We start from the raw sequence: 26,265 nt of genomic DNA, 5'->3' as shown, positions 1-26,265 counted from the left end.
GGTCTTGCCTGCGCGCGTCCCTCAGGGGATCAGCAGCGACGCATCCCCATACGAGAAGAACCGGTATTTTTCGTGAACGGCGTGGTCGTAGATCGCCTTGATGCGGTCCTGTCCGATCAACGCCGACACCAGCATCATCAGGGTCGACTTGGGCAGGTGAAAGTTCGTCATCAGCGCGTCGGTCACATGGAAGGTGAAGCCGGGATAGATGAAGATGTCGGTCTCTCCGCGCCAGGGCTGGATGGTGCCCGTGCGCGCGGCGCTTTCGATCAGGCGCAGGGCGGTGGTGCCGACGGGGATGATGCGGCCGCCGTTGTCCTTGGTGGTCGCGATCTCCTGCGCGGCCTTTTCGGTGACCTCGCCCCATTCGGCGTGCATCTTGTGGGTGGTGACGTCGTCGACCTTGACCGGCAGGAAGGTGCCCGCGCCCACGTGCAGGGTCACGCGGGTGGTGTCGACGCCCATGGCCGCGATCCGGTCCAGCAGCGGCTGGTCGAAGTGCAGCGAGGCCGTGGGCGCGGCGACGGCGCCGGTCTTTTCCGCCCAGACGGTCTGGTAATCGGTCTTGTCCTCGTCGTCCGGCGCGCGCAGGGCGGCGATATAGGGCGGCAGCGGCATGGCCCCGGCCTGCGCCAGCGCGGCGTCGAAATCATCGCCCGTGAGGTTGAACTCCAACACCCCCTGCCCGTCCTCGCGCGCCACCAGCGTGGCCGAGAGCGCGTCGGAAAAGCGGATGACTTCACCGTCCTTCACCTTCTTGAGCGGTTTGAGCAGCGCGGCCCAGTGGCCGTTCGGGCGCGGCTCAAGCAGGGTGACCTCGATCCGGGCCTCGGTCGGGCCCTGGGCGGTGTCGCGGGCACGGGTGCCGGACAGGCGCGCGGGGATCACGCGGGTGTCGTTCAGCACCAGCCGGTCGCCGGGACGCAGCCAGTCGGTCAGGTCGCGCACCACCGCGTCGGTGATCGCGTCGCCCTCGGCCACCAGCAGCCGGGCCGAGGACCGGGGGCGCGCGGGCCGTGTGGCGATCAGCGCCTCGGGCAGGTCGAAATCGAAATCAGAAAGGTGCATCGGGCCGGTCCGTTGGTCGTCTAATTCGTGGTGGGGGGCGGGCGGCGGAAAATCTCTCTGAACATGCCGGGTGTAAAGAGCGAAAGCGGGTTCACCTGAACGCGCGGGCCCGCGACCGGTCCCCGCAGGCGGTAGTTGAAGCCGATCAGCCCTTCCCCGTCGTTGCGCGAGAAGATCCGCCCGATGCCGTTGAGCGCATAGAAGGGCGACACCACGCCCTGCAGGTCGATGGCCTTGGCGGCCATGTCATAGATCCCGTCCAGCGACACCCCCATGGAGGCGCCGATGGCGCTGGCACTGCGGATGGTGACGCGCGACGGGGTCAGCCGGAAATCGGCCTGCGCCTCGGTGAACAGGATGCCGTTGCCAGACATCTGTTCCAGCAGGCCGACGACCGACACCGCCGACAGAAGCGACGCCATGGCGGGCGCATCCTGGATCCAGATGTTGCTGATCGTCAGCTTGCCGTCATAGGCGCCCTTCGGCCCGACCGGCAGCAGCGTCAGGTCCAGTTCGCCGCCCCGCCCCTTCTTGAGCAGTCCCGCCGCCGACAGCGCCGACCCGGCATTGGCCGAGGTCACGCGGATCGCAGAGCCGTTGGCGCGCGGCACGATGGTGCCCTGCACGGTCGACTTGCCGTTCAGCGCGCCAGTGAACTGGCCCGACATGCCGCCCCGGGTGGTGAAATCCCCCCGCAGGTTCGTCAGGCTCAGCGTGTCCGAGATCTGCAGCCGGTCCAGCGCGACGCTGATCGGGCCGCCCTTGTCGCCCTTGGGCTTGCCAAGATCGAGGTGCCGCAGGTCGACCGACCCGCCACTGACCGCAACGGCCGGGGTCACCGCCTTGCCGCGCCCGGTCAGGGTGACCGGCGCGTCCAGCCAGTCACCGATGCGCACGCGGCTGAACCTTGCGCTTTCCAACCCGCCGCCGCCGGGCCTGAGGCTGATGGTGCCTGCGGCGCTTAGCCCCGGGGCGGTCAGGCTGATGCGGTCCACCACGGGCGGGGTGCCAAGGGATCCCGCGATCTCGAATGCGCCGGTCTGGGCCTGGCTGATCCCCCAGTTCAGCGCATCGACGCGCACGCCCAGCCCCGCCAGATCCGAGGTGGCGGTGAATTTCGGGGCCTGATCCTTGGCGAACTCAAGCGCGATGCGGGCGCGCCCTTCCCCGGTGATCGCGCCCGGCGGCAGGCCAAGGTTCAGCTGGTCCGACAGGGCCTGGGTCACGCCGAGCGTGCCTTCGAACCGGCTGCGCCCGCCGCTGTCGGGCCGGATGTCGGCGGTCCAGGTGCCGCTGGCGGGGATGTCGCCCAGCCGCGCCGCGCCGCTGGCGGTCAGCGTTTCGGTGTCGCCGTCGATCTGCAGTGTCTGCGCGCTCAGGGTCTGGTTCGGCACGATCCGGTCGCTGGACACATCCGTCAGCGTCGCGCGATAGGCCACCTGTACCTGATCGAGCGGCACGTTCTTGATCAACGGAAGCGAGATATCGGCGGCCAGCTTCACATAGCCCGTCGCCAGGTCCGGGGTGCGGTTTGCCTTGGACAGCACCGACAGCGGCGGCAGGTCCAGCAGGCGCAGCGCATCGCCAAGCGCGCCGTTGGCCCGCACCTCGACATCCGCCATGCCGGCCTTCACCCGCGTGTTGCGATAGATGAACGAGGTGCCCGCGACGTGCAGCGCCTCTCCGTCCGGGGCGTAGACCCAACCGTCGTCGGCGGTGATGACAAAGCGGTCGCCGCGCAGTTCGGCATGGCCGCTGGCGGATTCCACCGGCGGCATCGTCTTCATGAAGGTCGTGATCAGGTCTTCGAAATCGAACCCCAGCATCACCTCGGGGCGGGTCGTGGGCTGGGACCGCACGCCAAGCTGCAGGTTGCGCACGGTCCCGTCCAGCACGTTGCGCGCCACCCATTCCCGGGTCTTCGCGGCGGCCGTGGCGGGCCAGAGTTCCAGAATGTCGTCCGCCGACAGCGCATCGGCGCGGGCCGTCAGGCTCAGATCCCAGCCCTCGGGCTCTGCCTCGAACCAGCCGTTGATGGCCAGCACCTGCCCCCGGTCGCGCAGGTCCAGTCGCCCCACCTCAAGCCGGAAGGGATCCAGCTTGACCCGCATCTCGGCCTCTGCCCCCTCGAGGTAGAGCGGCACCGGGTAGAGCCCGGCGGGGTTTGTCGTCAGTTCGGTGATCCGCAGCTGGCCGGTCATCGCCTCGGGGATGCCGTTCGCGATGTCGGTCAGCGCGATCTGCCCCTCGGCCGTGGCCTCGACCCAGGCGCTGGCCAGGGTGAGTTCGTCGAACCGCAGGGTCAGTGTCGCAGGGTCATAGCGGAAATAGGTGCGCGCCGACTGGAAGGGCACGGGGTCGCGGGTTTCGCCGGGGGCCAGCGCGCCTTCGCCGATCTGCAGCGTGCCGTGCAACGGCCCGATCTCTCCGTCGGCGTTGGTGGTGACGCGCAGCGCGCCCGAAATCGGCGCATCCAGCACCCCCAGCCAGGCCAGGCCCGCACTTTGGGTGGCGATGTCGCGGGCGGCGGCGTCCTCGACCTTCATCGACAGGCTGACGGCGGGGCTGTGCATGCGCCCGGTGATCGTGATCTCGCCCGTCGTGGCATAGGCGTGACCGCCCAGAACGGCGACATCGGCGCGCAGGCGCAGGTCATCGCCGGTGCGCGTCAGGTCCACCCGGCCGCCATCCAGCGTCCAGGCGCGGCCCGAGCGCCGGTCTTCGTAGCGCACGGTGATCGCCCGCCCCTCGATCCGTTCCAGCGCGGCGAGGGTGGGATGGTTCAGGAAGTCGGACAGGTCGACGATGATCTGGGTTGCCGCCTGCGCCTCGGCCGCCGGGCCCTGCCCTGCGGGCGATCCGAAGGCGATGCCATATTCGCCATCCTCGCCGCGCCGGAAGTGCAGCCGCGAGCCCGAGACCGAGATCACGCGGGGGCGCAGGTTGCCGTCCATCAACGCGGCCATGTCGAACGATCCGGTGATGTCCGACAGGGTCACCGGCGCGCCCCGGCCCGGCGGCGTTATTTCAAGATCGGTCAGGTGGATCGAGGGCTGCCAGTCCTCGGACACCGTCAGCGTCAGGTCGCGGAACTGGATCGTCACCGTCGGCAGGGCGGCGGCGATGCGCGTCTCGACCTCGTCCTTCAACCACGCCGGGGCCGAATAGCTGTGGCCCCGCGCGGTCCAGAGCAGCCCGGCGGTCAGCAGGAAGACGAACAGGACAAAGCCCGTGGCGACGGCCAGCGCCCACGACAGCACGCGCCGGACCGGATGGCGCCGGGCCGGGGATGCTGGCTGTGTCCCTGTCTGCTCTTGCCCTTCGCTCACGTGACGTCCAAAACCACCCTTTTCCTGTCCCCCCCACAGATTATCATTGCCATCACATGTGTGCGAAAGGAAAGCCAGTCACGATGTCGAAGCCCATGCCCGAAGTCGGAGAGACCGCCCCGGATTTCACCCTGCCGCAGGACGATGGTGACCCGGTCACCCTGTCGGCCCAGCAACCCGCGCCCGTTGTGCTGTTCTTCTATCCCAAGGACGACACGCCCGGCTGCACTACCGAGAACAAGGATTTCACCGCGATGCAGACCGATTTCGCCCTGGCCGGTGCCAAGGTGATCGGCGTGTCGAAGGATACGGTGGAAAAGCACGCCAAGTTCCGGAAGAAGCACGAGCTTTCGGTCATCCTCGTGTCGGATGCAGATGGCCAGACCTGCGAGGATTACGGTGTCTGGGGTGAAAAGAAGATGTACGGCAAGACCTTCATGGGCATCACCCGCGCGACCTTCCTGATCGACGCCGACGGCAAGATCGCAAAGGTCTGGCCAAAGGTGAAGGTCGACGGCCACGCCGCCGAGGTGCTTGAGGCCGTGAAGGCGCTTTGACATGGCAGTCCGGTTCACCGGCGTCCTGTCGCGGGCGCCGGTCACGTCGCTGCAGCAAGCGGGCCTGAAGCCCGGCCACATGGTCTATCCGCTGGATCCGCCGCACGACGGGCTGGTGCTGCGCATGCCCAAGTGGCAGCCCAAGCGCGAAGATCTTGAGCCCTACCTTGAGACGCTTGGCCTGAACGGCGCCGACTGGGCCTTCATCGCCTACGAGACCTGGTCCGGCCCGGTCGATTATTTCCAGCGGTATGGCCAGATCGGTGAAGACCGCCTTGAGAGCATCGCGCAATATGACCAGAAGGCGCAGCGGCTTTATTCCGAGCTGATGGAGCGCCTCGGCCTGGGCGCCTTGGCCGAGGGATTTGCCCCCCTGCAGAAAGGGTTCTGGGGCTGATCTGGGCGCGCTTTGGCGAAGCTCGCCAAAAAGTTGACTGCAGGATGGAACTTTGGCGCGGCGCGGACGTTGGGTTCGGTGTCATGCATCAGGGTGGGGGCTCGTGTAACGAGGAGTACCCAGATGTTTTGTAAACCAACGATGATCCTGACATTGGCGATGGTCGGCTGTACCGGCTATCCCGCAATGGCCGATCTTGGCCTGGGCGTCGGCGTGTCCGTCGGCGGCGGGTCTGTCGCGTCGGCCGACGTGGACGCAGACGTGGGCGGGGGCTCTGTTGCCTCGGCTGACGTCGGCGCCACGGTTGGTGGTGGATCCGTCGCCTCGGCCGATGTGGGTGCCACGGTCGGCGGCGGATCTGTCGCTTCGGCAGACGTGGGGGCCACGGTCGGCGGCGGGTCCGTCGCGTCGGCGGGCCTGGGCGCAACGGTCGGCGGGGGCAGCGTGGCCTCGGTCGGCGGGGGCGCGACGGTCGGCCAGTCGGGAACGGGATCGACGACCGGCACCACCGGATCGCCCAACACCGGCGGAGATGTCACCGTGGTCGGGTCGAACCTGGTTTCGCGCGATGGCGTCACGATCGGCACCATCACCCGGGCCACGACCGAACTGATCTGCACCCGCGACATTTGCGTGCGCCATTCCACGACGCCCATCCTGACGGCGGACGGGCTTGTGGTGAACCTGCACAGCTCGGCCTTCACGCAATAAGACCAAGTGGCCCGGTGCGACGACACCGGGCCGCTTGCCCGCAGTATGCGAGGTCCGGGGCGACGGCCCGGGCCACGGCACCCGCGACCGGATCGGACAGGCGGGCACGGGCATCTGGCTGTTCCAACCGCCAGATTTTTTCTTTAGTTCGGGCCAAAGACTTGTTCGGAGGTGCCCGATGGCCCTGTCGCTTGCCCAGATGGCCGTCGACGTCCTGACCACGGCGGATGGCCGCGAAAAGACGGCGCTCGCCCACAGACATGCCGCCGCCTGGCGGGCTGCACGCGACGGATCGGGGCCCGGGATCGAGATCGGGCAGGCCACCCCGCCGCTGCGTCCGGCCCGGCCCGATCAGCCCGAGCTGCTGGATCCGCGCGATGTGCCGCGGCGTCGGCCGGGCAGCCTGAAGGGCCAGATCGCGATCCTGCACGCGGTGGCGCATATCGAACTGAACGCGGTCGATCTGCACTGGGACATCATCGCGCGTTTCACCGACATCGGCTTTCCGATCGGGTTCTACGACGACTGGGTGCAGTCGGCGGACGAGGAAGCCAAGCATTTCAACCTGGTCTGCGACTGCCTGGAAAGCCTCGGCTCGCATTACGGCGCCCTGCCCGCGCATGCCGGCATGTGGCGCGCCGCCGAGGATACCGTCGACGACATCTTCGGGCGGCTGGCCGTCGTGCCCATGGTGCTGGAGGCGCGCGGGCTGGACGTGACGCCGGGCATGATCGAGATCTTCGAGAAGGCCGGGATCACCCAGGCGGTCGAGGCGCTGAAGGTGATCTACAGCGAAGAGGTACACCACGTCGCCTATGGTTCGAAGTGGTTTCACTGGATGTGCGGGCGTGAGGGGCTGGACCCCGAGCCGGTCTTCCATGACCTCGTTCGCCGTTATTTCCATGGGGCCCTGAAGCCCCCCTTCAACGAGGAAAAGCGCGCCGAGGCCGGGTTGCCGCCCGATTTCTACTGGCCGCTGGCGGATCAGACCCCCACCAAAGCATAGGTCAAAAGCGCGGTGTAAGAGCCTCAGTTTCGGCGGTTTTTCGCCAATGCAGGCAGAAATCCTCCGTTTACGGCCGATCCGGACCCGGAAAACTTGTCGTGGGCCATAACGGTCTGTAAACACTTTGCAAGTGCTGCATGTGGGGACAACAAGCAGCACGCATTGGGGACTGGGACAAAGGACGCAGGATTTGCGGACACGTTTGGCTATCCAAGCACATGCCTTGCTAGAGAGGCATTTTCCCGAGCGCAGGCTCTTTCTGAAATCCGACACGGACACCCGGTTCATCCGGTTGAAGCCCGCGACGCAGCTGATCGCCTTTTCCGGCACGGCCGCGGTCGTGGCCTGGACGATCATCGCCACCGCGATCCTGCTGATGGATTCGATCGGGTCGGGCAACTTCCGCGAACAGGCGAAGCGCGACCAGCAACTTTACCAGACGCGCCTGAATGCCATGGCCAGCGAACGCGACACCCGGGCAGAAGAAGCCCTGGCCGCGCAGGAACGGTTCAATTCGGCGCTGGAACAGATCTCGGTCATGCAGTCGCAACTGCTGGATGCCGAAACCCGCCTGCGCGAGGCCGAAACCGGCCTGGGCGTGGTGCAGGCCACCCTGCGCCGCACGATGAAGGACCGCGACGCCGCCCGCGAAGAGGCCAGCGTCCTGGCGACCAAGCTGGATGACACCGACGCGCCCCTGCCGGGCACCGTGACCGCCGCCGCGAATACCGCCGCGCTGGATTTCATGTCGGCCGCGTTGGAAAAGACCGCCGAGGAACGCGACCAGATCCGCAACGACGCGCAGGACGCGCTGACCCAGGCCGACGAGCTGAGCCAGCAGATCGCCCTGATGCACGACCAGAACGACCAGATCTTCCGCCAGCTGGAAGAGGCGATGACCGTGTCGATCAAGCCGCTGGACAAGATGTTCCGCGCCGCCGGCATGAGCACCGATCGCATCATCGCGCAGGTCAAGCGCGGCTATTCCGGCCAGGGTGGTCCGCTGACGCCGATTTCCCTGTCGACCATGGGCGAAGAACCGTCGCTGGACGCGGGCCGCGCCAACCAGATCCTCAACCAGCTGGACCGGCTGAACCTGTATCGCATCGCGGCCGAAAAGGCGCCCTTCGCGCAGCCGGTGCAGGCGTCCTACCGCTTCACCTCGGGGTTCGGCTATCGCAAGGATCCCAAGACGGGCGGGCGCCGGATGCACTCGGGCGTCGATTTCGCCGGCCCCGTCGGCACCCCCCTCTATGCCACCGGCGACGGCCGCGTGGTCCATGCCGGATGGCAGTCGGGCTATGGTCGGCTGGTCAAGATCCAGCACGACTTCGGCATCGAGACCCGCTATGCCCACATGTCTCGCATTCGTGTGAAGGTCGGACAAAGAGTCTCGCGCGGGGAGAGGATCGGTGATATGGGGGCATCCGGACGGGTGACCGGCCCCCACATCCACTATGAGGTTCGCGTCGGCGGGCGCGCCGTCAACCCGATGACTTATATCAAGGCTGCTAACAATGTTTTCTAAAAGCAAGATCAACGAACCCGGACCCAAGGCAGGCGACACCGCCACCACCCCGGCGACCGGTTCTTTCGATAGCGGAGCGGCAAAGTCTTCTGCAGCGTCCGATTTCAAACCCTCTGCCCCCAAGGCCAAGCCGGCGGCGTCCGTTCTGTCGTCCGACCTGCATGTCACGGGCAACCTGAAGACCACCGGCGACATCAACGTCGAAGGCACCGTCGACGGCGACATCCGGGCGCACCTGCTGACCGTGGGTGAAACCGCCACCATCCGGGGCGAGATCATTGCCGATGACGTCGTCATCAACGGTCGCATCGTCGGCCGCGTGCGTGGCCTCAAGGTGCGCCTGACCTCGACCGCCCGCGTCGAAGGCGACATCATCCACAAGACCATCGCCATCGAAAGCGGTGCGCATTTCGAAGGCTCGGTGCAGCGTCAGGAAGATCCGCTGGCCTCCGGTGCCAAGGCGGCAGCCAAGCCTGCGGCCCCTGCCCCCACCCCGGCGACGGCAGCCCCGGCGCCCAAGCCCTCGGCTCCGACCGAAAGCTGATCGGCCCAGATCCACGCAAAGCCCCGGCCCCCGCGCCGGGGCTTTTTCGTTGCGGGTGTCAGCGGCCCCGGACCTCGTTGAAGCAGAAGACCTGAACTGTCATCGCCCGCATCTTGGCATGGGGCCCGCTGGCCACCCCGAGACTGCGGAAACGCGGATCAAAGATGTTGCGACGATGGCCTCTGTTCGCGACGCCGTCATCGACGATCAGCTGGATTACAACAGCGCGCGGATCGCCCGGGCCGTAGGCGATGTTCTCTCCGCAATAGGCCGTGCCGTCGGTGCGCCGCGCGACCCTGTCGCCGGGGCCCGCGCCGTCTGCCCCACGATGGCCGAAGCCCCCGGTCGGCCCCTGCTGCGCAACGTGATCGGCCGCGGCGGCGGACAGGCAGGCCGACAGCGGCAGGGCGGGCAGCGGCGGCTGACGGTCGAGAAAGCGGATCGCCTCCTCCACCGCGCGGCGTCCTTCGCGCAGAACTATCGTGGTGCCGTTGGCCTGGTACCGGTTGCCCTGCAGCGTGGCGAAATGCGCGGCGACGTGTTTCGCGTAGCCTTGGGGATCGGTGCGGGCGCGGTTCACCTCATCCGCGGCGGCCCGGACAGAGGCCGGGATCGTGCCTCCGCCACAGCTCAGCGCCTCCTGCGCCGTGGCCGCGCCCGCGATCAGCGCAAAGGCGATCGCAAGCGGCCAATGATTACGCCTCCAGTTCGGCATCCCAGTACAGGTAGTCGATCCAGCTTTCGTGCAGGTGGCCCGGCGGGAACTTGCGGCCCATGTTGCGCAGCTCCTCGGCGCCGGGGGCGCGGGGCGGCTTGCGCAGAGCCATGCCCGCACGGCGCAGCGATTTCGACCCCTTGTGCAGGTTGCAGGGGCTGCAGGCGGCCACGACATTTTCCCACGACGTGATGCCGCCCGCGGCGCGCGGGACCACGTGGTCGAAGGTCAGGTCCCCCTTGCTGCCGCAGTACTGGCAGCGGAATTCGTCCCTCAGAAAAAGATTAAAGCGCGTGAAGGCCACGCGCTTTTGAGGTTTGACATAGTCTTTGAGGACGACAACCGACGGGATCCGTATCACCGTGCTGGGGCTTCGGACCGTGGTGTCGTATTCGGCCACGATGTCCACCCGGTCGAGGAAGGCCGCCTTCACCGCCTCCTGCCAGGGCCACAGGCTGAGGGGGTAGTAGGAGAGCGGTCGGTAATCCGCGTTCAGAACCAGCGCGGGATGATGCTTCAGCGCCGCCGGTTCGCGTACAAATTCTGTCCTGAAATCGCCGTCCATCGTCAAAACCGCCCTCGCCCTGCACGCCCATCCTGGCCTGCGGGGCGGGGAGACCCGCCCCTGCCGATAAATCGACTATATATCGCGGCTGACCTAAGGCAAGCCCCCGACATACAGCTTATCCACAGGGCTAGCCGGATTCGGTGACAGTGCCGTGACAACAGGCAGATCCTGGCACGATCCGCCACCCCGGTGGTCAGCCCTGCCGGTCATGCTAGCTAAAGCGTCATGAGCGAACCACCATCTTTAGACGGCCTGCTGGAAGCGGCCCTTTACGCCGAGGACCTTGAGGCCGCCGAAGCCTTCTATGGCGGCGTCCTGGGGCTTGAGAAGATCATGCAGGTCGAGGGGCGGCACGTCTTCTACCGCGTGGGGGATATCGTCCTGCTGATCTTCAATCCCGTGCAGACGGCGACGGGAAGCACCAACCCCGCCCTGCCGGTGCCGCCGCATGGGGCGCAGGGGCCGGGGCACCTGTGTTTCCGCGCCAGTGCCGCCCAGATTGCCAACTGGGCCGAAACGCTGAACTCGCGGGGAATCGTGATCGAGGCCGATTTCCATTGGCCCAATGGTGCGCGGTCGATCTACTTTCGCGATCCGGCCGGCAATTCGATCGAGATCGCCGAACCACGCCTGTGGTTCGACGACGCCTAGGCCCGGTCAGGGGTTCCGTCAGATCGCGAGGTCCTTGATCCGGTCCGGCTCGATCATCTTCAGCTTGCGGTTCGTCACCCCAAGCGGCGCCATGCGTTCGCCGTGTGCCTTGAAGTTCGGGTGTTCGGAATGTTCCTTCAGGCAGCCCTTGTCTTCCCATTCCTCGTAGACGCGGAATTCGGTCGGGGTGCTGACGCTTTGCCAGAACCGGTATTCGATGCAGCCACGTTCGGATTTGGCGGCCTCGGCGGCGATGGCGAAGTTCTCTTTCGCCTTGTCCTCGTTGCCGGGGGCCACCTCCATGGTGCCGGTGATGATGATCATGTCTCTCTCCCTTTGGATGGGCGCAGAAAAGCACTTACCGACCGGGCGGTAAAGCACCTGTCGGCGGCGATACGCAAAACGCCCGGCGGATCGGCCGGGCGTCTGGTCTTCGCTCATCTGCAGGTCGTTACAGCCCGCATTTGTCCCGCATGAAGGCCAATGCGACCGACAGGCCATCGGGCGCGATGCCATGGGCGGTGCCCTTCATGACGTGGGCATAGACCTCTTTCCAGCCGGCCTCCTGCAGGGCCTCGGCGGCGGCGGGCAGGGATTGCGGCGGCACGACGTCGTCCTGATCGCCATGCACCAGCAGAACGGGCGGGCGGGAGACGACCTCGTCCGCCAGCAGTTCGGGCTTCAGCAATCGACCCGAGAAAGCGACGATCCCCGCCATCTCGTCCTCGCGACGCGGCGCGACGTGCAGCGACATCATGGTGCCCTGCGAAAAGCCGAACAGGACGACCTGTTCGGGCAACACGTCCTCGTCCACCATCAGCGCGTCGAGAAAGGCGTTCAGATCCTCGACCGCCTGGATCATGCCGCGTTCGGCCTCTTCTTCGGACGATCCGTCGAGCCAAGGGATCGGGAACCACTGGTAGCCAAAGGGCGCGCCGGGCACGGATTCGGGCGCATCGGGGGCGACGAACAGCGTATCGGGCAGGTGTTCGCCAAGCGGGTCAGCGAGCCCCAGAAGGTCCGCCCCATTGGCGCCATAGCCGTGCAGGAAAACCACCACCGATCGCGTGGTGCCCGAAACCGGCTCTTTCCGCTCTGCATTCAAAACCCGTGTCATATCATGCTCTCCCTCTGTTTGTGGGTCCGGTACAGCTCCCACAGAAGCCGCGCCGCGACGGCCCGCCACGGAGACCAGCGCACAGCCATCTGGCGCAGGGTCCGTTCGTCGGGCCTTTGGTCTAGGTCGTAGAGGATGCGCGCGGCCTCCTGCAAGGCCAGATCGCCCGCCGGGAATATATCGGGCCGCCCGAGCGCTGAGAGCGCATAGATCTCGGCCGTCCAGCGGCCGATGCCGGGGATGCGGGTCAGGTCGGTGATGACGGCCTCGTCGGGGTGGTCACCCGCGGGCGTATAGTCGATGTCGGCTGCGGCCAGGGCGAGGGCGTAGCGGATCTTGGGGCGGGAAAACCCGACGCCCCGCAGCCCGTCTTCGCCCGCCCGGGTGACGGCGACAGGATCGGTCAGCCCGGCGTCCACGACCCGCGCCCAGATCGCGGCGGCCGAGGCGGTCGAGACCTGCTGTCCGACGATCGCCTGCAACAGCGTGGCAAACCCCGGCGGACGACGGCGCAGCGGCGGGGTCAGCACGGTCAACGGCGCAAAGGCCGGATCGAGCCCGGCCAGAGCCTGCGCCCCTTCGGCGATGTCGGCCTCGGTCTCGATCAGGTGCATCTGGCCGTGGCCCAGTCGACGGCGGCTTGGGTCGTGCGCAGGATCGGCATGCCTTTTGGTTCGGGCGGCCGCGCGATCATGACCACCGGCAGGTGCAGTTCCCGCGCGGCGTCAAGCTTCGCGCGGGACGCTGCCCCCCCGGCATTCTTGGTGATGATCCAGTCGATGCCAAGCAGTTGAAAAAGCGCCCGGTCCGCGTCCACGTCGAACGGCCCGCGCCCGACGATCCAGCGCCCCCTGGCAAAGGGAAACTCCGCGCCGGTCGCCTCGGCCCGCCTGACAAAGACCGCGGCCCGCCCGTCCAGCGCGGCATAGCGCGCGACCTCCTGCGCGCCGGTGGCGAGGAAGACGCGTGAACCCTGGGGGATCTGCCGCGCGGCCTCCTCGGGGGTGGCGACATCGTGCCACTCGTCGCCCGGGCCTGCGGTCCATTCGGGGCGTGACAGGCGGGCATAGGGTAGATCCGCCTTGGCGCAAAGCCGCGCCGTGCGCTCGGTGATCTTCGCTGCGAAGGGGTGGGTCGCGTCCAGTACGGCGGTGATCTGGTGGTCGCGCAGGGTCGTCAGAAACCCCTCGGCCCCACCAAAGCCGCCCGTCCGCGTCGGCACGGGATAGTCCGCCACCTCGCGCACGGCCCCGGCGCGCGAGGCCAGCACCGGCAGCCCCGCTTCGGCCAACTGCGCGGCGATCTGTCGTGCCTCGGCAGTACCTGCCAGCAGAAGCAGCGTCATCCCTGCCCCACCACCCGGCCTTGCCGGTCGACGGCGACGATGCCCACGGCGATGTCGGGCACCATGGCCTGCGCGGCCTCGCGCGCGGCCGGGATCAGCCAGTCGATCAGCCGGTCGCCCAGACGCTGATGCACCTCGAGCACGGTCGAACACCCGGCGACCTCGGGCGCATCCAGCGCGACAGAGAGCGCGGCGAACTCCACCTGCGACCGGCCGGAGTGCAGATCGACCGCGCCCTGCGCAAGCTTGGTCAGCTTGCCCAACCCGCCGCCGATGGTGATCCGGTCGACCGGGTGGCGGCGCAGGTACTTGAGCATCCCACCCGCGAAATCCCCCATGTCCAGCATGGCCTGATCCGGCAGACCCAGCAGCGCCTGCACCGCCTTTTCCGAGGTCGCCCCGGTGCAACCCGCCAGATGGGTCAGCCCGCCCGCCCGCGCCACGTCGATCCCCCGGTGGATCGAGGCGATCCAGGCCGCACAGCTGAAAGGCCGGACGATGCCGGTGGTGCCCAGCACCGACAACCCGCCGACGATGCCGAGGCGCGGGTTCCAGGTCTTGGCGGCCAGATCCTCACCTCCGGGGATGGAGATCGTGACGGTCACATCCGCCGCCCGCCCCTCGCGCGCGGCCAGATCCGCGACGACGGCCTGCATCATCTGGCGCGGCACGGGGTTGATCGCGGGCTCGCCCGGCGGGATCGGCAGGCCCGGCTTGGTGACAGTGCCGACACCCGCACCCGCGGCAAAGACCACGCCCCCGTCCGAACCAGCGACCCGCGCAATGATCAGCGCGCCGTGGGTCACGTCCGGATCGTCACCGGCATCCTTGATGATCCCCGCCTCGATCCAGCCCGGGCCGGTCGCCCAATGGGTCACGGCAAACTCCGGCTTCTCGCCGCGCGGCAGGGTGATGCGGACGAACTCGGGCCGTTCGCCCCGCCATAGGCCGATCAGCGCGGCCCGGGTCGCGGCCGTGGCACAGGCGCCGGTGGTCCAGCCACGGCGGAGGGGTTTTGGATCGTCACTCATCCGCGCCACCATGGCCCGGGGCGCTGCGCGAGGCCAGAGGGCGGAGGCCTCCGGCGGGAGTATTTTGGGCAAGATGAAGCCTGATCTTCACCTTCTCGAAATACTCCGGGGGAGACGCCGCAGGCGGCGGGGGCAGCGCCCCCCTTACAGCGGGGGGATGTCGCCTTCGGCACGGCCTTCGTGAAAGCGCGTTTCCCAATCGCCAAAAGTGCCCGCGGCGATGGCGTCGCGCATGCCCTGCATGATCTCCTGGAAGTAATGCAGGTTGTGCCAGGTCAGCAGCATGCCCGAGATCATCTCTTGCGCGCGGTAGACATGGTGCAGGTAGGCGCGGGAATAGCTGCGGCAGGCCGGGCAGGTGCAGGAGTCGTCGAGCGGGCGCGGATCATCGGCGTGGCGCGCGTTCTTGATGTTCACGACGCCGTGGCGGGTGAAGGCCTGCCCGGTTCGGCCCGAGCGCGAGGGCAGCACGCAGTCCATCATGTCGACGCCGCGCTTGACCGCGCCGACGATGTCGTCGGGCTTGCCGACACCCATCAGGTAGCGCGGCTTGTCCTCGGGCAGCTGGTCGGGTGCATAGTCGAGACAGGCGAACATCGCCTCCTGCCCCTCGCCCACGGCGAGGCCGCCGATGGCGTAGCCTTCAAAGCCGATGTCGCGCAGGGCCTTGGCGCTTTCGGCGCGCAGGTCCTGTTCCAGCCCGCCCTGCTGGATGCCGAAGAGCGCATAGCCCGGGCGGTCCCCGAAGGCCGCCCGCGAACGTTCGGCCCATCTCATCGACAGGCGCATGCTGTCCTCGATCCGGGTGCGGTCGGCGGGCAGCGCGGGGCATTCGTCAAAGCACATCACGATGTCGGAGCCGAGCAGGCGCTGGATCTCCATCGAACGTTCGGGAGAGAGCATGTGCTTGGAGCCATCGATATGGCTGCGGAAGGTCACGCCGTCCTCGGTCAGCTTGCGCAGGTCCGCGAGGCTCATCACCTGGAAGCCGCCCGAGTCGGTCAGGATCGGCTTCGACCAGTTCATGAACCTGTGCAGCCCGCCCAGCCGGTCGATGCGTTCCGCCGTGGGGCGCAGCATCAGGTGATAGGTGTTGCCCAGCAGGATGTCGGCGCCGGTGGCCGCCACGCTTTCCGGCAGCATCGCCTTGACCGTGGCGGCGGTGCCGACGGGCATGAAGGCGGGGGTGCGGATGTCGCCGCGCGGGGTGTGGATGACGCCGGTGCGGGCCTTGCCGTCCTGGCCCAGTTTTTCAAAGCTGAAGCGGGTGGTCATGGGTGTCCCTTCCTGTGCCCGGCCTTTTGGCGGAAACCCCGCCCCTTGTGAAGGGGGCGGCGGGGTGTTGCCCGGCCGCCATGACACGATTTCTTTGCTGGACTGGGGTAAGGGAATCACCGAGACGACGCCCTCTGACCCATCTTCGCCGCGGAGTGACCCATGGCACATGACCTGACCGGCCCCGAGACCCAGACCCATCCCAGCCTGCGCCTTGGCTGGGAAGAATGGCTGGCGCTGCCCGATCTCGGCCTGCCTGCGCTGAAGGTGAAGGTCGACACCGGGGCACGGACCTCGGCGCTGCATGCCACCAACATCGAGATCTTCGGCCGGGCCGAGAAGCCGCAGGTCCGCTTCACGGTGCAGCCCATCCCGGGGCGCGAGGATCTTGAAATCGCCTGTTCCGCCGATCTGATCGACCGGCGCGAGGTGACCTCGTCCAACGGCGAGACCGAGATGCGCAACGTCATCAGCACCACCGTGTTGATCGACGGGGAAAGTTGGCCGATCGAGGTGACCTTGACCGACCGGCGGGGGATGCAGTCGCACATGCTGCTGGGCCGCCAGGCGCTGGTCGATCGCGCCACGGTCGAGCCGGGCGAAAGGTTCTGCCAGCCCGAACTGGACTACGACGTCTATCATTCGGCCACTGTTCGGAAATCCGCGCCGAACCGGGTGCTGCGGATCGCCGTGCTGTCGCGCGAGGACAACTATTCGACCCGCCGCCTGGTCGAAGCCGGAGAGGCGCGCGGCCACACGGTCGAGGTGATCGACACCGTGCGCTGCTACATGGCGATCAATGCCATGGCGCCCGAGGTGCATTACGACGGCAAGCGTCTGCCGCGCTATGACGCGATCATCCCGCGCATCGGCGCTTCGATCACGCCCTATGGCACTGCCGTCATCCGCCAGTTCGAAACCATCGGCACCTTCTGCGTCAACGGCAGCGCGGGCATCACCGCGTCGCGCGACAAGCTGCATGCGCACCAGGTGCTGGCGCGCAACCGGATCGGCATGCCCGCGACGGCCTTTGCCTCGTCGCCAAAGGACACCGGCAACCTGATCGGGCTGGTCGGCTCGGCGCCCTTGATCGTCAAGCTGCTGGAATCCACCCAAGGGCGCGGCGTGGTGCTGGCCGAGACGCGCAAGGCGGCGGATTCGGTCATCTCGGCCTTCCGGGGGCTCAAGGCCAACTTCCTCGTGCAGCATTTCGTCAAGGAAGCCGCCGGAGAGGACATCCGCTGCATGGTCATCGCGGGCAAGGTCGTCGCGGCGATCAAGCGGACCTCGGAGGGCGGCGATTTCCGGTCGAACCTGCACCTGGGTGGCAAGGCCACGCCCGTCAAGATCACCAAGGAAGAGCGCGAGACGGCCGTGCGCGCGGCGCGGGCCTTCGGGCTGAACATGGCCGGGGTCGACCTCTTGCGGTCCGACAACGGGCCGAAGGTGCTCGAGGTCAATTCCTCTCCGGGGTTCGAAGGGATCGAGACGGCGACCAAGCGCGACATCGTCGGCAAGCTTTATGACGAGATCGAGGCCCGCGTCCGCCCCGCCCCTGTGCCCAGACGCCGCACCGGAAAGTCGGCCTGACCTATCCGAAAGAGCTTAACAGCGACGTGACCTTGCCGGTATAGGTGGTTCAGTTACAGTGTGTTAAGGATACTCTGGTAGGCATCTTTCAAGACATTCGATGATGCCGCGCCAGGATCTGTCCGGCGTGTTTGACGCCCATGGCAGGTCGTTCAGGGGCCGGACGGGTGCAATCGCCCGGCGGCGCCGCAAACCAAAGGCCGGATCAACCGGCCGAGCAGTGCAGATCGTCGGGATTGAGGGACGTGGGTCTGTCGTATCTGAGGTAACAGCCGCAGGCCCCGCCTTGCGGTGCGAATTGGGCAGGCCATGGCGCGCAACGTGAACTGGGATGAGTCGAGCACGGTCACGACCGGCGACGCCACCTATGATTCCGTCACGGGCACCTACACGCTGACGCCGGATCAGACCTTTCAGGCCGGTCTTGTCAGCACCACCACCGCCTATTCGATCAACTACGACTTCTCGTTCAGCTACGAGGCCTTCTACGGCTACAACGACTCGGGTGCCGACGGTCTGACGTGGATGTTCCACAACGACCCGAACGGCAGCAACATCACGCCGACGTCGGGCGGTGAATACTTCGGCACCGACCACGTCCAGAATGCCTTTGTCCTGGAATTCGACACCTTCCAGAACGCGGGCGACGCGACGTATGACCATGTCCAGCTTCGGGCGCAGTCGGATGCGGGGGGTGCATTCAGCTCAAGCTATCTGGCATCGCCCAATATCCAGCTGGGCAGCGGCAACATCGAAGACGGCGCCTGGCACCTGGTCGAGATCAGCTGGACGGCGGCCACCAACACGCTGTCGGTCAGTTTCGACAACGTCCTGCTGGGTCAGGCCGTCTTCGACGCGGGGGACGCCAATGGCGACGGGTATTCCGAACAGGATCTGTACGATGTCCTGGGCGGCGACCGGGTGTTCTTTGCCATGTCCGGCGCGACCGGCGGGTCGACGAACGAACAGGCCGTGCGGTCGGTCGCGATGGAGGGCACGATCTGTTTTCTGCGCGGCACCCGGATCCTGACGCCCGATGGCGAGGTGCCCGTGCACAAGCTGAAGATCGGCGACATGGTCGTGACCCACGACGGCGGCGTGCAGCCCATCCGCTGGATCGGCTGCAGCGCCGCGACCGCCACCGGCAAGCTTGCCCCGATCCGCTTTGCCCCGGGGACCGTCGGCAATCACAGCGCGCTGATGGTGTCACCGCAGCACCGGCTGTATGTCACCGGGTGGCAGGCCGAGCTTTTCATGGGCGAAGAGGACTGCCTGGTCCCTGCCTACGGCTTCGTCAACGACCGGACCGTGCGGCGCATCGCGGACGGGCGCGACATCGAATACTGGCACATCCTGTTCGACCGGCACGAGGTCATCTTTGCCAATGGCGCCCCGGCCGAAAGCCTGCTGCCGGGCAATATTGCCATGGCCGCGCTGTCGGACGACCTGCGCGAGGAAATCCTGACGCTGTTTCCCACCCTGCCCGTCCAGCACATGGACCCGGCCCGGCCGATGGTGCCGAACCGGCTGGCCCATGCCTTTGCGCATGACGACCGGCCTGTCACGATCGCCTGATCCCGCGCACCCGGCCCTTTGGGCGGCGTTTCGGGCACTGGACCCCGGCGGTGCAAAAACCTATATAAACGCTCAGGACTAAGGCAGGATATCATGACCGACACTCAGGAACCGCTTGAAGGAACGCCGCTGATTGCGCCCTCGACCACCGATCACCCGCTGTACGACGCGGTGACGGATGCGTGCCGGTCTGTCTATGACCCTGAAATCCCCGTGAATATCTTCGACCTGGGCCTGATCTACACGATCGACATCACGCCGGAGAACGAGGTCAAGATCATCATGACCCTGACCGCGCCGGGCTGCCCCGTGGCGGGCGACATGCCGGGCTGGGTGGCCGACGCGGTCGAGCCGCTGGAAGGCGTCAAGCAGGTCGACGTGGCGCTGACCTGGGAACCGCCCTGGGGCATGGACATGATGTCCGACGAAGCGCGGCTTGAACTGGGCTTCATGTAAGGCAAGTCAAAACGGTTTCTTTTTGCGAATGCAAGTGATATAACTTGCGCAACGCCAGAGGAAACCGTGCCCCACAGCCCGCCCCACAGCATTGTCATCACCGGCGACATCGTCGGTTCGACCAACCTTCCGCCTGACAGGCTGTCTGCCGGGTTTGAAGCACTGGAGGATGCGGCCACGCGCGTGGCCGGCTGGATGCGGGCCGAGAGCCACTTTACCCGACATCGCGGCGACGGCTGGCAGCTGTGCCTGCCCGACCGCCTGGCGCCTTTGCGCATTGCCCTGACCCTGCGCGCCGCGCTGCGGGCCACGGACCGGCGGCTGAAGACCCGCATGGCGCTTGCCGTGGGCGCGGTCCAGCTGCCCGCCAGCGGCAACCTGAATGACGCGACCGGGCCCGCCTTCGTCGCCTCGGGGCGCCTGCTGGACAGCCTGCAGGGCGCCGCGCTGGCCGATGCGCGGGGTGGCCCCCACGGGGCGGCGGCGGAATTGGCGCACCATATCTCGGACGGCTGGACCCAGGCGCAGGCGCGGTCGGTCCTGCCGATGCTGGCCCCCGTCAAACCAACGCAGGAGGACGTCGCGCAATCGCTTGGCGTCACCCGTCAGGCCGTGCGGCAGGCGCTGGTCGCGGCGGGATATCCCGCGATTTCGTCCGCGCTGGACATGCTGGAGACACCATGAGCGCAACCTTCGCCGCCCTGCTTTTCGCCCATGTCTGCGCGGATTTCCTGTTGCAAAGCAACGCGATGGCAGCGGCCAAACAGGCCCGGTCGCTGCCCGCGCTGCTGCTGCATGGTCTGATCGTCCTGGCCACCGCCACGCTGGCCCTGGCCCCCGTGACCGCCGATCCGATGGTCCTGCTGCCCCTGCTGGCCCTCGCCGGCGCGCACCTGCTGATCGACTGGATCAAAAGCTTTGCGCCTGCCGCATCCCTTACCGCCTTCCTGACCGATCAGGGGGCGCATCTGGCCACCCTGATCGCGCTGGCCTGGGCCCTGCCGGGGCTCTACACCACCAGCCTCTGGGGCGCGATCACGTGGCTGCCGCCGGTGCTGGTGATCCTGTCCGGCCTGATCCTGGCCACCCGCGCGGGGGGCTATGCCGTGGGGATGCTGGTGCGCCCTTTCGGTCGGTCGTTCCGCGCCGAAGGCCTGCCCCGCGGGGGAGAGCTGATTGGCCTTCTGGAACGCGGGCTGATCTTCCTGTTCGTCCTGGTCGGCCAGCCCGCTGCCGTCGGCTTCCTGATCGCGGCCAAGTCGGTCCTGCGCTTCGACGCCTCGAAGCGGAAACAGAAGGTGGCGGAATATGTCATCATCGGCACGCTGGCCTCGTTCGGCTGGGCGCTGGTCTGCGCCCATGCAACGCTGGCGCTGCTCAATCTCTTTGCGGCCCTCCCTTGGCTTCCGGGCGCGGAATGACTAGATTTGTCGCGTAACAGGAGACCCAGATGTTTGGCATTCCCGGACAATCCCCCGTCACCATCACGACGCCTGCGGCCAAGCAGATCCGCAAGCTGATGGACCGCGACAACCGCTTTGGCCTCAAGATCGGGGTCAAGAAGGGCGGCTGCGCGGGCATGGAATACACCATGGATTACGTCGACGCCGCCGATTCAAACGACGAGGTCGTGGAACAGGACGGCGCGCGGGTGCTGATTGCGCCAATGGCCCAGATGTTCCTGTTCGGGACCGAGATCGATTACGAGACCTCGCTTCTGGAATCCGGGTTCAAGTTCAAGAACCCCAATGTCGTCGACGCCTGCGGCTGCGGCGAGTCGATCAAGTTCGCCGAAAACTGATGGCCGTCTCGGAAGAGGCGCTCGGGCATGTGCTTGACCTCTTCCGCGGGCTCGGACCGATCCGGACGGGGCGGATGTTTTCCGGCGTGGGGCTTTTCGTCGAAGACGACGTGATGTTCGCCATGATCGCCGGGTCCGGAACGGTTTTCCTGAAATCCGACGCCACCACCGAAGACCGGCTTCGCGACGCCGGGTCAGAGCCCTTCACCTATGCGCGCAAGGGGGGTGAACAACAGATCACGTCCTTCATGTCCCTGCCCGACAGCGCCTTCGACGACCCTGACGAGGCCATGGACTGGGCCCGCCTGTCGCTTGAACCGGCGCGGGCGGCGGCCGAACGGAAGCGGGCCGAAAAGGCCCGCAAGGCGGCCCGGGGCAGGTAACGACGCGGTCAGTCGAACTCGGACAGGGGCAGGTCCACCGTGATCGTCCAGTCTGTGTCCGCGTAGCTCGCCAGTTTCTCAAAGCTCAGCACCAGTCGCGTCGTCAGCGTCAGGGGCAGCACGTCGCCGGTGATCGGCCCGAACGCCAGCCGCGTGGCATCGACCGGGTGATGCCGATTGTCGATATAGATCGACCCGTCGATATAGCCGTCGTCCGGGTTCGCCGGAAAGTCATAGACCTGTCCGGCAAGATCCCTCGCCCTCGTGCTTGGCAGGTCGATCCCGTCAAAGACTGCGGCGGTGAGGAAGGTCTGATCCTCGCCCCGCAGCGGGATCGTGAAGGCGGCAAGGTCAAGGCTCAGGGTCTGGCCATGGCGCCCGCCTTCCAGCGTGGCGCGGCGCACGGTCAACGTGTCGATCGGGAACTGCATCGGGGGCTCCGGCATGAACTGCCCGGCCCGGATCAGGCCTTGGCGAGGTGAAGGTAGGTTTCGTTGAACCGCTTCGCCAGATGGTCCCCTGCCCTTATTTCTGCGTCTCCCTCGGGCGCGACATTGGCGTCGTGATTGGGATTGAAGAACAGGGGCACCGAGATGCGTTCTTCGCTGCTGCCACGCACGCGATGAAGCGTGGCTTTCACGCGCCCGCCCGTCCACATTTCAAGCATCTCGCCGAAGTTGATGACGAATTCGCCCGGCTCGGCCGTGACCGGCAGCCACCCGCCGTCACGCCCCTGCACCTCGAGCCCCGGAACGCCATCGCTGGCCAGCAGGGTCAGGCAGCCATAGTCGGTGTGCGCCGCGATGCCGAAATCCCTGTCCCCTGCCCAGTCGGGACGTTCGGGGTAGAAGTTGCCGCGCAGCAAGGCCATGGGCCGGTCGAACTTGTCGTCGAAATAGCTTTGGTTTTCACCGATGGCGGCGGCAATCACCCGCAGAATGTCCATGGCCGTGCCGCAGGCGGCCCGGTAATAGCCCTGCACCGTCTTGCGAAATCCCGGCAGATCCGGCCAGAGGTTCGGCGCATAGACCGACAGCTCGGACAGCGGGTCATCCTCGGCCAGCTGGAAACCGCAATCGAAGACTTCCTTGTAATCGGGGTTCGCCGCCGGATCGACGCGTTCGGACTGCGGCGCGCCCCAGCCCCGGTTCGATCCGGTCAGGGCCATGTCGACGCGCGCCTTTTCGGCCGTGGGCAGGTGGAAGAAGGCGCGATAGGCCGCGATCACGCTGGCAACGTCGTCTGCCGACAGCGCGGTGTTGCGGACGACAAGAAAACCGACGTCCTGCGCACCACGTCTCAGCTCTGCGATTTCGGCCGTATCGCCGGCCAACAGGCGGCTCATGTCGAGCTTGGGGATCATGACCCGGTCCTTGTTGTCATCCCGTCAATCGCCGCCCTTTTGCCCGGAAAGCCCGCCTGCGGCAAGGCACTGCTTGACGCCCCCGGCCAAAGCCCGATGATGGCGCAAATGTTACAGCAGGAGAATGGGATGCGGCGGAAACTGGCGGCCGGAAACTGGAAGATGAACGGCACCTCTGCCGCGCTGAGCGAGCTGACCACGCTGTCGGACGCCCACCCCGATCCGGGCGTCGACCTGCTGATCTGTCCGCCCGCGACCCTTCTGGCGGCGGCGGCGCAGACCTGCGCCTCGGGCCGGATCCGGATTGGCGGTCAGGACTGCCACGAACAGACCGACGGCGCCCATACCGGCGATATCTCGGCGGCGATGCTGCGCGACGTCGGTGCCACGGCGGTGATCCTGGGCCATTCGGAACGCCGCGCCGGCCATCACGAGACCTCGGAAGACGTGCGCGCCAAGGCGAGGACCGCACAGGCGGCGGGGCTGATGACGGTGATCTGCCTTGGCGAAAGCCAGCTTCAGCGCGAGGCGACCAATACGCTCGACATCATCGGCGCGCAGCTGTCGCTGTCGGTGCCAGACAGTTCGACCGGTGAAAACCTGGTCGTCGCCTATGAACCCATCTGGGCGATCGGGTCCGGCCTGACCCCCACGGCCGACCAGATCGGCGAAGTGCATGACTTCATGCGCACCCGACTGGAAAAACGCTTTGGCGCCGGGGTCGGCCGGTCCGTCCGGCTGCTGTACGGCGGGTCGGTCAAGCCCGACAACGCCGAAGAGATCTTCGCCATCTCGAACGTCGACGGCGCGCTGGTCGGCGGCGCGTCGCTGAAGGCGTCAGATTTCGACCCGATCATCCGGGCGCTGGAAGGGGCCTGAGCGCCCGTCAGAACTGCCAGAGCGCAGGAACGAACCGATAGGCCTCGCCCTCGGCCATGACGTGTCCGACGCCGGGAAACGGGAAGTGATAGCCCAGCACTGGGATGCGGTCGGCGGCGGCCATGTCCAGCAGGCGTCGGCGCGTGCTGACCGCCAGCTCGCCGTCGGTGTCCGAGGCATTGTACCAGCCGGGATGGGCAAAGTTCATCCAGGCGTGGTTCATCGCATCGCCAAGCGCGATCAGGCTGTTGTCGCCGTCGGTGACCAGAACTGACATATGGCCCGGCGTGTGGCCGGGCGTGTCGATCACGGTGACGCCGGGGACGACCTCGAAGCCTTCCTGCATCAGCTGCCAGTCGACGCCCTCGGCCGTCAGCGAATTGACTGCGCCGACGACGAACTGCTGATCGGCGGGCGCGACCCGGTCGACCAGCCCGTCCTGCAACCAGTAGCCGCGCTCGGCCTCACCGACGAAATACTGCGCCTCGGGGAAGAGCGGTTCGTCAAATTCGTCGCGCAGGCCCCAGATATGATCGGGATGGGCATGGGTGATGACGACATGGGTGATGTCCTCAAGCCCGAGCCCAAGCGTGTCGAGGTTCGCGGCCAGCCGCCCGGCCGTGTCGAAGAACCGATGGCCCGACCCGACATCGACCAGCACCTTGTCCGTGCCCCTCTCGATCAGAAGGTGGTTGGTATGGGCGTAATTGTCGGTCGGCGACAGGAAGTGCGCGGCCATGAACGCCTGCACCTCCTCGGGGCTGGCGTTGATGCCGAACATGGTGACCGGAAGGGTGAAATAACCGTCCGACACGACCGTCAGCTTTGTGTCGCCGATCATGAAGCTGAAATGTGCCGGATTGCCCGCGGCAGGCGCGCCAAGCTGGGCCCGGGCCCGTAGCGGGGTCAGGGCGGGCAGCGCGAAGGCCGGCGCGGCGGCGGCAAGTTTCAGCAGGTCACGGCGGGTCGGGGACATGGTGGGCTCCTATGACGGCTTGGCCAAAGCCTAGGTCGCGCGGGGCGGCAACGCAACATCATCTGCGAATATATAAAAATCGGCCAACGATCCGACCCCGGCTTCTTCTGGTCGGAAATACCTTGGGGGGCGCGCGCCTTGCGCGCGGGGGACAAGGCCCCCCTCCTCCGGTCAGGTTCCGAAATAGGCCTCGGCGGGAAGAAAGGCCCCCAGACGACCGGCCGCAACCCATTCGGATTCAAGCCCCGTGCCGACGACCACCAGGCCGCTTGCAGGCAGACGACCCTGGGCTTCGGCCAGAACCTCTCGCATCTGCGGAAAGGATGTCAGGAAGCGCGGCGCGCGATGCACCGAGTCCAGTGCGGCGTTCGCCTCGGCCACCTGATCGGGCGTCAGCGGTGCATGGACCAGGGCAATGCGCAGGGCATGGCGGATCGCCTCAAGCTTCTCGGCCGTGGGCTGCGACACGCGGTGCCGCCCGAAAGCCAGATCCAGCGCATTGGACGAAAACAAAAACCCGCAGACATCGCGCCCGGCCGAGGCCTGGATCATCGCATAGTCGCGATAGCTCAGCCCCAGTTCCTTCGCCCGGGCCACGTGACGCTTGACCGTCGCGGGGTTCAGCCGGGCCGAGGACATGTTGGCCTTGGCCCGGCGCCAGGCGTGGACACGCCAGCTGCGGCCCGCGTCCATCGCGGGGCCGTTGTTGTGTCCGATGCCATGTGTCGTCATGCTTGCCAGTCCTGCAGTCGCGCCACGTAGCGGGCCAGCGTGTCGATTTCCAGGTTGATCCGGTCGCCGACCTTCGCGTCGCCCCATGTGGTGACGGATTTCGTGTGCGGGATCATGTTGATGCCAAATTCACGGCCGTCAACGTCGTTCACCGTCAGGGACGTGCCGTTCAATGCGACCGACCCCTTGGGTGCTATGAATTTCGCCAAAGCCTCGGGCGCGAGAAAGGTGGCGCGGGTGCTGTCGCCCTCGTCGGTCAGCGCGATCAGCTCGGCCACGCCGTCGACATGGCCCGACACGATGTGCCCGCCCAGTTCGTCGCCGACCTTCAGCGCGCGCTCAAGGTTGATCCGGCGACCCGGATCCCAGGTGTTGTGGGACACGTTGGTCTTCGACACGGTTTCGGCGCTGATCTCGACGTCGAACCAGTCGTCGCCGGTTTCGATCACGGTCAGGCAGACACCGTCGCAGGCGATCGAGGCGCCCAGATCAATCGTGTCGGTGTCATAGGACGTGGTGATGCGGGCACGCAGGTCGCCGCGTTTCTCGACCTCGCGGACGGTGCCGATGTCGGTGATGATACCTGTAAACATGGGTCGGATCTCCTTCCTCTTCGGGCTACCCGCGCGGCGGGGCATCTGCAATCCCTTGACCACGCCATATTTTTG

At 66.8% G+C, this 26,265-nt stretch carries 30 protein-coding genes; 15 read left to right on the top strand and 15 right to left on the bottom strand.

The annotated features are described in order from the left end of the window. Positions 1-21 precede the first annotated feature (21 nt). Positions 22-1,068, bottom strand: a complete 1,047-nt coding sequence (gene queA / locus E4S58_RS05000) for a tRNA preQ1(34) S-adenosylmethionine ribosyltransferase-isomerase QueA (RefSeq protein WP_136635225.1) — start codon at positions 1,066-1,068, stop codon at positions 22-24. A gap of 20 nt (positions 1,069-1,088) precedes the next feature. After that, complete coding sequence (locus tag E4S58_RS04995) at positions 1,089-4,328, bottom strand: YhdP family protein (protein WP_136635224.1); 3,240 nt, start codon at positions 4,326-4,328, stop codon at positions 1,089-1,091. A gap of 152 nt (positions 4,329-4,480) precedes the next feature. On the opposite strand from E4S58_RS04995, the gene bcp reads away from it, so the two are divergent. From bcp to E4S58_RS04965, 6 genes are all read left to right on the top strand, one after another. Next, positions 4,481-4,954 (top strand): thioredoxin-dependent thiol peroxidase, encoded by a 474-nt coding sequence (bcp, locus tag E4S58_RS04990; RefSeq protein WP_240789460.1) that lies wholly within the window; start codon positions 4,481-4,483, stop codon positions 4,952-4,954. Position 4,955: 1 nt separating this feature from the next. Then, positions 4,956-5,351: a hypothetical protein gene (locus tag E4S58_RS04985; RefSeq protein WP_136635222.1), complete on the top strand. Its 396-nt coding sequence runs from the start codon at positions 4,956-4,958 to the stop codon at positions 5,349-5,351. Positions 5,352-5,474: 123 nt separating this feature from the next. Further along, a complete protein-coding gene (locus E4S58_RS04980) occupies positions 5,475-6,062 on the top strand; it encodes a hypothetical protein (RefSeq protein ID WP_136635221.1) in 588 nt (195 codons plus the stop codon). A 178-nt stretch (positions 6,063-6,240) separates the two neighbouring features. Beyond that, positions 6,241-7,068: a ferritin-like domain-containing protein gene (locus tag E4S58_RS04975; RefSeq protein ID WP_136635220.1), complete on the top strand. Its 828-nt coding sequence runs from the start codon at positions 6,241-6,243 to the stop codon at positions 7,066-7,068. Between the two features lie 190 nt (positions 7,069-7,258). After that, complete coding sequence (locus E4S58_RS04970) at positions 7,259-8,596, top strand: M23 family metallopeptidase (protein ID WP_136635219.1); 1,338 nt, start codon at positions 7,259-7,261, stop codon at positions 8,594-8,596. Then, a complete protein-coding gene (locus tag E4S58_RS04965) occupies positions 8,586-9,140 on the top strand; it encodes a bactofilin family protein (protein WP_136635218.1) in 555 nt (184 codons plus the stop codon). Before E4S58_RS04970 ends, E4S58_RS04965 begins: the two co-directional genes overlap by 11 nt. Positions 9,141-9,198: 58 nt before the next feature. Here the strand turns inward: E4S58_RS04965 and E4S58_RS04960 are convergent, their stop codons facing one another. Continuing rightward, a complete protein-coding gene (locus E4S58_RS04960; RefSeq protein ID WP_136635217.1) occupies positions 9,199-9,855 on the bottom strand; it encodes a CAP domain-containing protein in 657 nt (218 codons plus the stop codon). Continuing rightward, positions 9,836-10,420: an HNH endonuclease gene (locus E4S58_RS04955; RefSeq protein WP_136635215.1), complete on the bottom strand. Its 585-nt coding sequence runs from the start codon at positions 10,418-10,420 to the stop codon at positions 9,836-9,838. Before E4S58_RS04955 ends, E4S58_RS04960 begins: the two co-directional genes overlap by 20 nt. A 228-nt stretch (positions 10,421-10,648) precedes the next feature. Here E4S58_RS04955 and E4S58_RS04950 point away from each other — a divergent pair, with 228 nt between their 5' ends. Next, positions 10,649-11,074, top strand: coding sequence for a VOC family protein (locus E4S58_RS04950; protein ID WP_136635213.1), 426 nt, complete (start codon positions 10,649-10,651; stop codon positions 11,072-11,074). A gap of 18 nt (positions 11,075-11,092) precedes the next feature. Here the strand turns inward: E4S58_RS04950 and E4S58_RS17835 are convergent, their stop codons facing one another. The 6 genes from E4S58_RS17835 to tgt form a co-directional block, all read right to left on the bottom strand. Further along, complete coding sequence (locus E4S58_RS17835; RefSeq protein WP_169052595.1) at positions 11,093-11,398, bottom strand: putative quinol monooxygenase; 306 nt, start codon at positions 11,396-11,398, stop codon at positions 11,093-11,095. A gap of 127 nt (positions 11,399-11,525) precedes the next feature. After that, entirely contained in the window at positions 11,526-12,191 is a 666-nt protein-coding gene (locus E4S58_RS04940) for an alpha/beta hydrolase (RefSeq protein WP_136635209.1), read from the bottom strand. Continuing rightward, on the bottom strand, positions 12,188-12,805 hold the full coding sequence (locus E4S58_RS04935; protein WP_136635206.1) for a DNA-3-methyladenine glycosylase family protein: 618 nt from the start codon (positions 12,803-12,805) through the stop codon (positions 12,188-12,190). The genes E4S58_RS04940 and E4S58_RS04935 overlap by 4 nt, the downstream gene beginning before the upstream one ends. Next, positions 12,796-13,536, bottom strand: coding sequence for a cobalt-precorrin-6A reductase (locus E4S58_RS04930; RefSeq protein ID WP_136635204.1), 741 nt, complete (start codon positions 13,534-13,536; stop codon positions 12,796-12,798). The genes E4S58_RS04935 and E4S58_RS04930 overlap by 10 nt, the downstream gene beginning before the upstream one ends. Further along, on the bottom strand, positions 13,533-14,567 hold the full coding sequence (locus E4S58_RS04925) for a cobalt-precorrin-5B (C(1))-methyltransferase (RefSeq protein WP_136635202.1): 1,035 nt from the start codon (positions 14,565-14,567) through the stop codon (positions 13,533-13,535). The genes E4S58_RS04930 and E4S58_RS04925 overlap by 4 nt, the downstream gene beginning before the upstream one ends. Before the next feature lie 144 nt (positions 14,568-14,711). Beyond that, on the bottom strand, positions 14,712-15,842 hold the full coding sequence (tgt, locus tag E4S58_RS04920; protein WP_136635200.1) for a tRNA guanosine(34) transglycosylase Tgt: 1,131 nt from the start codon (positions 15,840-15,842) through the stop codon (positions 14,712-14,714). Positions 15,843-16,004: 162 nt separating this feature from the next. On the opposite strand from tgt, the gene rimK reads away from it, so the two are divergent. From rimK to E4S58_RS04885, 7 genes are all read left to right on the top strand, one after another. Next, a complete protein-coding gene (gene rimK, locus E4S58_RS04915) occupies positions 16,005-17,432 on the top strand; it encodes a 30S ribosomal protein S6--L-glutamate ligase (protein WP_136635198.1) in 1,428 nt (475 codons plus the stop codon). A gap of 309 nt (positions 17,433-17,741) precedes the next feature. After that, positions 17,742-19,007, top strand: coding sequence for a Hint domain-containing protein (locus E4S58_RS04910; protein WP_136635196.1), 1,266 nt, complete (start codon positions 17,742-17,744; stop codon positions 19,005-19,007). A 93-nt stretch (positions 19,008-19,100) separates the two neighbouring features. After that, positions 19,101-19,463, top strand: coding sequence for an SUF system Fe-S cluster assembly protein (locus E4S58_RS04905; protein ID WP_136635194.1), 363 nt, complete (start codon positions 19,101-19,103; stop codon positions 19,461-19,463). Between the two features lie 66 nt (positions 19,464-19,529). Beyond that, positions 19,530-20,147 carry a MarR family transcriptional regulator gene (locus tag E4S58_RS04900; protein ID WP_240789459.1) on the top strand — a complete coding sequence of 206 codons (618 nt, stop codon included), beginning with the start codon at positions 19,530-19,532 and terminating at the stop codon, positions 20,145-20,147. Beyond that, positions 20,144-20,884 carry a DUF3307 domain-containing protein gene (locus E4S58_RS04895; protein ID WP_136635192.1) on the top strand — a complete coding sequence of 247 codons (741 nt, stop codon included), beginning with the start codon at positions 20,144-20,146 and terminating at the stop codon, positions 20,882-20,884. Before E4S58_RS04900 ends, E4S58_RS04895 begins: the two co-directional genes overlap by 4 nt. A gap of 29 nt (positions 20,885-20,913) precedes the next feature. Then, complete coding sequence (locus E4S58_RS04890; protein WP_136635189.1) at positions 20,914-21,264, top strand: HesB/IscA family protein; 351 nt, start codon at positions 20,914-20,916, stop codon at positions 21,262-21,264. Beyond that, complete coding sequence (locus tag E4S58_RS04885) at positions 21,264-21,647, top strand: TfoX/Sxy family protein (protein ID WP_136635187.1); 384 nt, start codon at positions 21,264-21,266, stop codon at positions 21,645-21,647. The genes E4S58_RS04890 and E4S58_RS04885 overlap by 1 nt, the downstream gene beginning before the upstream one ends. Before the next feature lie 8 nt (positions 21,648-21,655). On the opposite strand, the gene E4S58_RS04880 is transcribed toward E4S58_RS04885, so the two are convergent. After that, complete coding sequence (locus E4S58_RS04880; RefSeq protein WP_136635185.1) at positions 21,656-22,078, bottom strand: hypothetical protein; 423 nt, start codon at positions 22,076-22,078, stop codon at positions 21,656-21,658. A gap of 32 nt (positions 22,079-22,110) precedes the next feature. Beyond that, positions 22,111-23,010 (bottom strand): isopenicillin N synthase family dioxygenase, encoded by a 900-nt coding sequence (locus E4S58_RS04875; protein WP_136635183.1) that lies wholly within the window; start codon positions 23,008-23,010, stop codon positions 22,111-22,113. 129 nt (positions 23,011-23,139) lie between these two features. Between E4S58_RS04875 and tpiA the strand changes: the two genes are divergently transcribed. Next, the gene (gene tpiA / locus E4S58_RS04870; RefSeq protein ID WP_136635181.1) at positions 23,140-23,889 is read left to right on the top strand and encodes a triose-phosphate isomerase; all 750 of its coding nucleotides are present in this window, start codon (positions 23,140-23,142) and stop codon (positions 23,887-23,889) included. A gap of 7 nt (positions 23,890-23,896) precedes the next feature. On the opposite strand, the gene E4S58_RS04865 is transcribed toward tpiA, so the two are convergent. The 3 genes from E4S58_RS04865 to E4S58_RS04855 form a co-directional block, all read right to left on the bottom strand. Further along, positions 23,897-24,865 carry an MBL fold metallo-hydrolase gene (locus tag E4S58_RS04865; protein ID WP_136635179.1) on the bottom strand — a complete coding sequence of 323 codons (969 nt, stop codon included), beginning with the start codon at positions 24,863-24,865 and terminating at the stop codon, positions 23,897-23,899. 171 nt (positions 24,866-25,036) lie between these two features. Beyond that, positions 25,037-25,597 carry a hypothetical protein gene (locus E4S58_RS04860; RefSeq protein WP_136635177.1) on the bottom strand — a complete coding sequence of 187 codons (561 nt, stop codon included), beginning with the start codon at positions 25,595-25,597 and terminating at the stop codon, positions 25,037-25,039. Next, entirely contained in the window at positions 25,594-26,190 is a 597-nt protein-coding gene (locus E4S58_RS04855; protein ID WP_136635175.1) for a riboflavin synthase, read from the bottom strand. Before E4S58_RS04855 ends, E4S58_RS04860 begins: the two co-directional genes overlap by 4 nt. Between the last annotated feature and the right edge of the window lie 75 nt (positions 26,191-26,265).

The sequence above is a fragment of the Pseudooceanicola onchidii genome, assembly GCF_004959925.1.
GTDB lineage: Bacteria > Pseudomonadota > Alphaproteobacteria > Rhodobacterales > Rhodobacteraceae > Pseudooceanicola > Pseudooceanicola onchidii.
This window is presented reverse-complemented; position numbering and strand designations above follow the sequence as displayed.

What these genes read in the sequence shown, in the direction of transcription:
- E4S58_RS04910 (WP_136635196.1), top strand. Translation starts at nt 17,742, where the DNA reads ATGGCGCGCAACGTGAACTGGGATGAGTCGAGCACGGTCACGACCGGC.
- tpiA (WP_136635181.1), top strand. Translation starts at nt 23,140, where the DNA reads ATGCGGCGGAAACTGGCGGCCGGAAACTGGAAGATGAACGGCACCTCT.
- E4S58_RS04975 (WP_136635220.1), top strand. Translation starts at nt 6,241, where the DNA reads ATGGCCCTGTCGCTTGCCCAGATGGCCGTCGACGTCCTGACCACGGCG.
- E4S58_RS04885 (WP_136635187.1), top strand. Translation starts at nt 21,264, where the DNA reads ATGGCCGTCTCGGAAGAGGCGCTCGGGCATGTGCTTGACCTCTTCCGC.
- E4S58_RS17835 (WP_169052595.1), bottom strand. Translation starts at nt 11,398, where the DNA reads ATGATCATCATCACCGGCACCATGGAGGTGGCCCCCGGCAACGAGGAC.
- E4S58_RS04875 (WP_136635183.1), bottom strand. Translation starts at nt 23,010, where the DNA reads ATGATCCCCAAGCTCGACATGAGCCGCCTGTTGGCCGGCGATACGGCC.
- E4S58_RS04905 (WP_136635194.1), top strand. Translation starts at nt 19,101, where the DNA reads ATGACCGACACTCAGGAACCGCTTGAAGGAACGCCGCTGATTGCGCCC.
- E4S58_RS04940 (WP_136635209.1), bottom strand. Translation starts at nt 12,191, where the DNA reads ATGACACGGGTTTTGAATGCAGAGCGGAAAGAGCCGGTTTCGGGCACC.
- E4S58_RS04965 (WP_136635218.1), top strand. Translation starts at nt 8,586, where the DNA reads ATGTTTTCTAAAAGCAAGATCAACGAACCCGGACCCAAGGCAGGCGAC.
- E4S58_RS04880 (WP_136635185.1), bottom strand. Translation starts at nt 22,078, where the DNA reads ATGCAGTTCCCGATCGACACGTTGACCGTGCGCCGCGCCACGCTGGAA.
- E4S58_RS04950 (WP_136635213.1), top strand. Translation starts at nt 10,649, where the DNA reads ATGAGCGAACCACCATCTTTAGACGGCCTGCTGGAAGCGGCCCTTTAC.
- E4S58_RS04935 (WP_136635206.1), bottom strand. Translation starts at nt 12,805, where the DNA reads ATGCACCTGATCGAGACCGAGGCCGACATCGCCGAAGGGGCGCAGGCT.
- E4S58_RS04930 (WP_136635204.1), bottom strand. Translation starts at nt 13,536, where the DNA reads ATGACGCTGCTTCTGCTGGCAGGTACTGCCGAGGCACGACAGATCGCC.
- E4S58_RS04855 (WP_136635175.1), bottom strand. Translation starts at nt 26,190, where the DNA reads ATGTTTACAGGTATCATCACCGACATCGGCACCGTCCGCGAGGTCGAG.
- tgt (WP_136635200.1), bottom strand. Translation starts at nt 15,842, where the DNA reads ATGACCACCCGCTTCAGCTTTGAAAAACTGGGCCAGGACGGCAAGGCC.
- bcp (WP_240789460.1), top strand. Translation starts at nt 4,481, where the DNA reads ATGTCGAAGCCCATGCCCGAAGTCGGAGAGACCGCCCCGGATTTCACC.
- E4S58_RS04860 (WP_136635177.1), bottom strand. Translation starts at nt 25,597, where the DNA reads ATGACGACACATGGCATCGGACACAACAACGGCCCCGCGATGGACGCG.
- queA (WP_136635225.1), bottom strand. Translation starts at nt 1,068, where the DNA reads ATGCACCTTTCTGATTTCGATTTCGACCTGCCCGAGGCGCTGATCGCC.
- E4S58_RS04925 (WP_136635202.1), bottom strand. Translation starts at nt 14,567, where the DNA reads ATGAGTGACGATCCAAAACCCCTCCGCCGTGGCTGGACCACCGGCGCC.
- E4S58_RS04895 (WP_136635192.1), top strand. Translation starts at nt 20,144, where the DNA reads ATGAGCGCAACCTTCGCCGCCCTGCTTTTCGCCCATGTCTGCGCGGAT.
- E4S58_RS04865 (WP_136635179.1), bottom strand. Translation starts at nt 24,865, where the DNA reads ATGTCCCCGACCCGCCGTGACCTGCTGAAACTTGCCGCCGCCGCGCCG.
- E4S58_RS04890 (WP_136635189.1), top strand. Translation starts at nt 20,914, where the DNA reads ATGTTTGGCATTCCCGGACAATCCCCCGTCACCATCACGACGCCTGCG.
- rimK (WP_136635198.1), top strand. Translation starts at nt 16,005, where the DNA reads ATGGCACATGACCTGACCGGCCCCGAGACCCAGACCCATCCCAGCCTG.
- E4S58_RS04980 (WP_136635221.1), top strand. Translation starts at nt 5,475, where the DNA reads ATGTTTTGTAAACCAACGATGATCCTGACATTGGCGATGGTCGGCTGT.
- E4S58_RS04985 (WP_136635222.1), top strand. Translation starts at nt 4,956, where the DNA reads ATGGCAGTCCGGTTCACCGGCGTCCTGTCGCGGGCGCCGGTCACGTCG.
- E4S58_RS04955 (WP_136635215.1), bottom strand. Translation starts at nt 10,420, where the DNA reads ATGGACGGCGATTTCAGGACAGAATTTGTACGCGAACCGGCGGCGCTG.
- E4S58_RS04960 (WP_136635217.1), bottom strand. Translation starts at nt 9,855, where the DNA reads ATGCCGAACTGGAGGCGTAATCATTGGCCGCTTGCGATCGCCTTTGCG.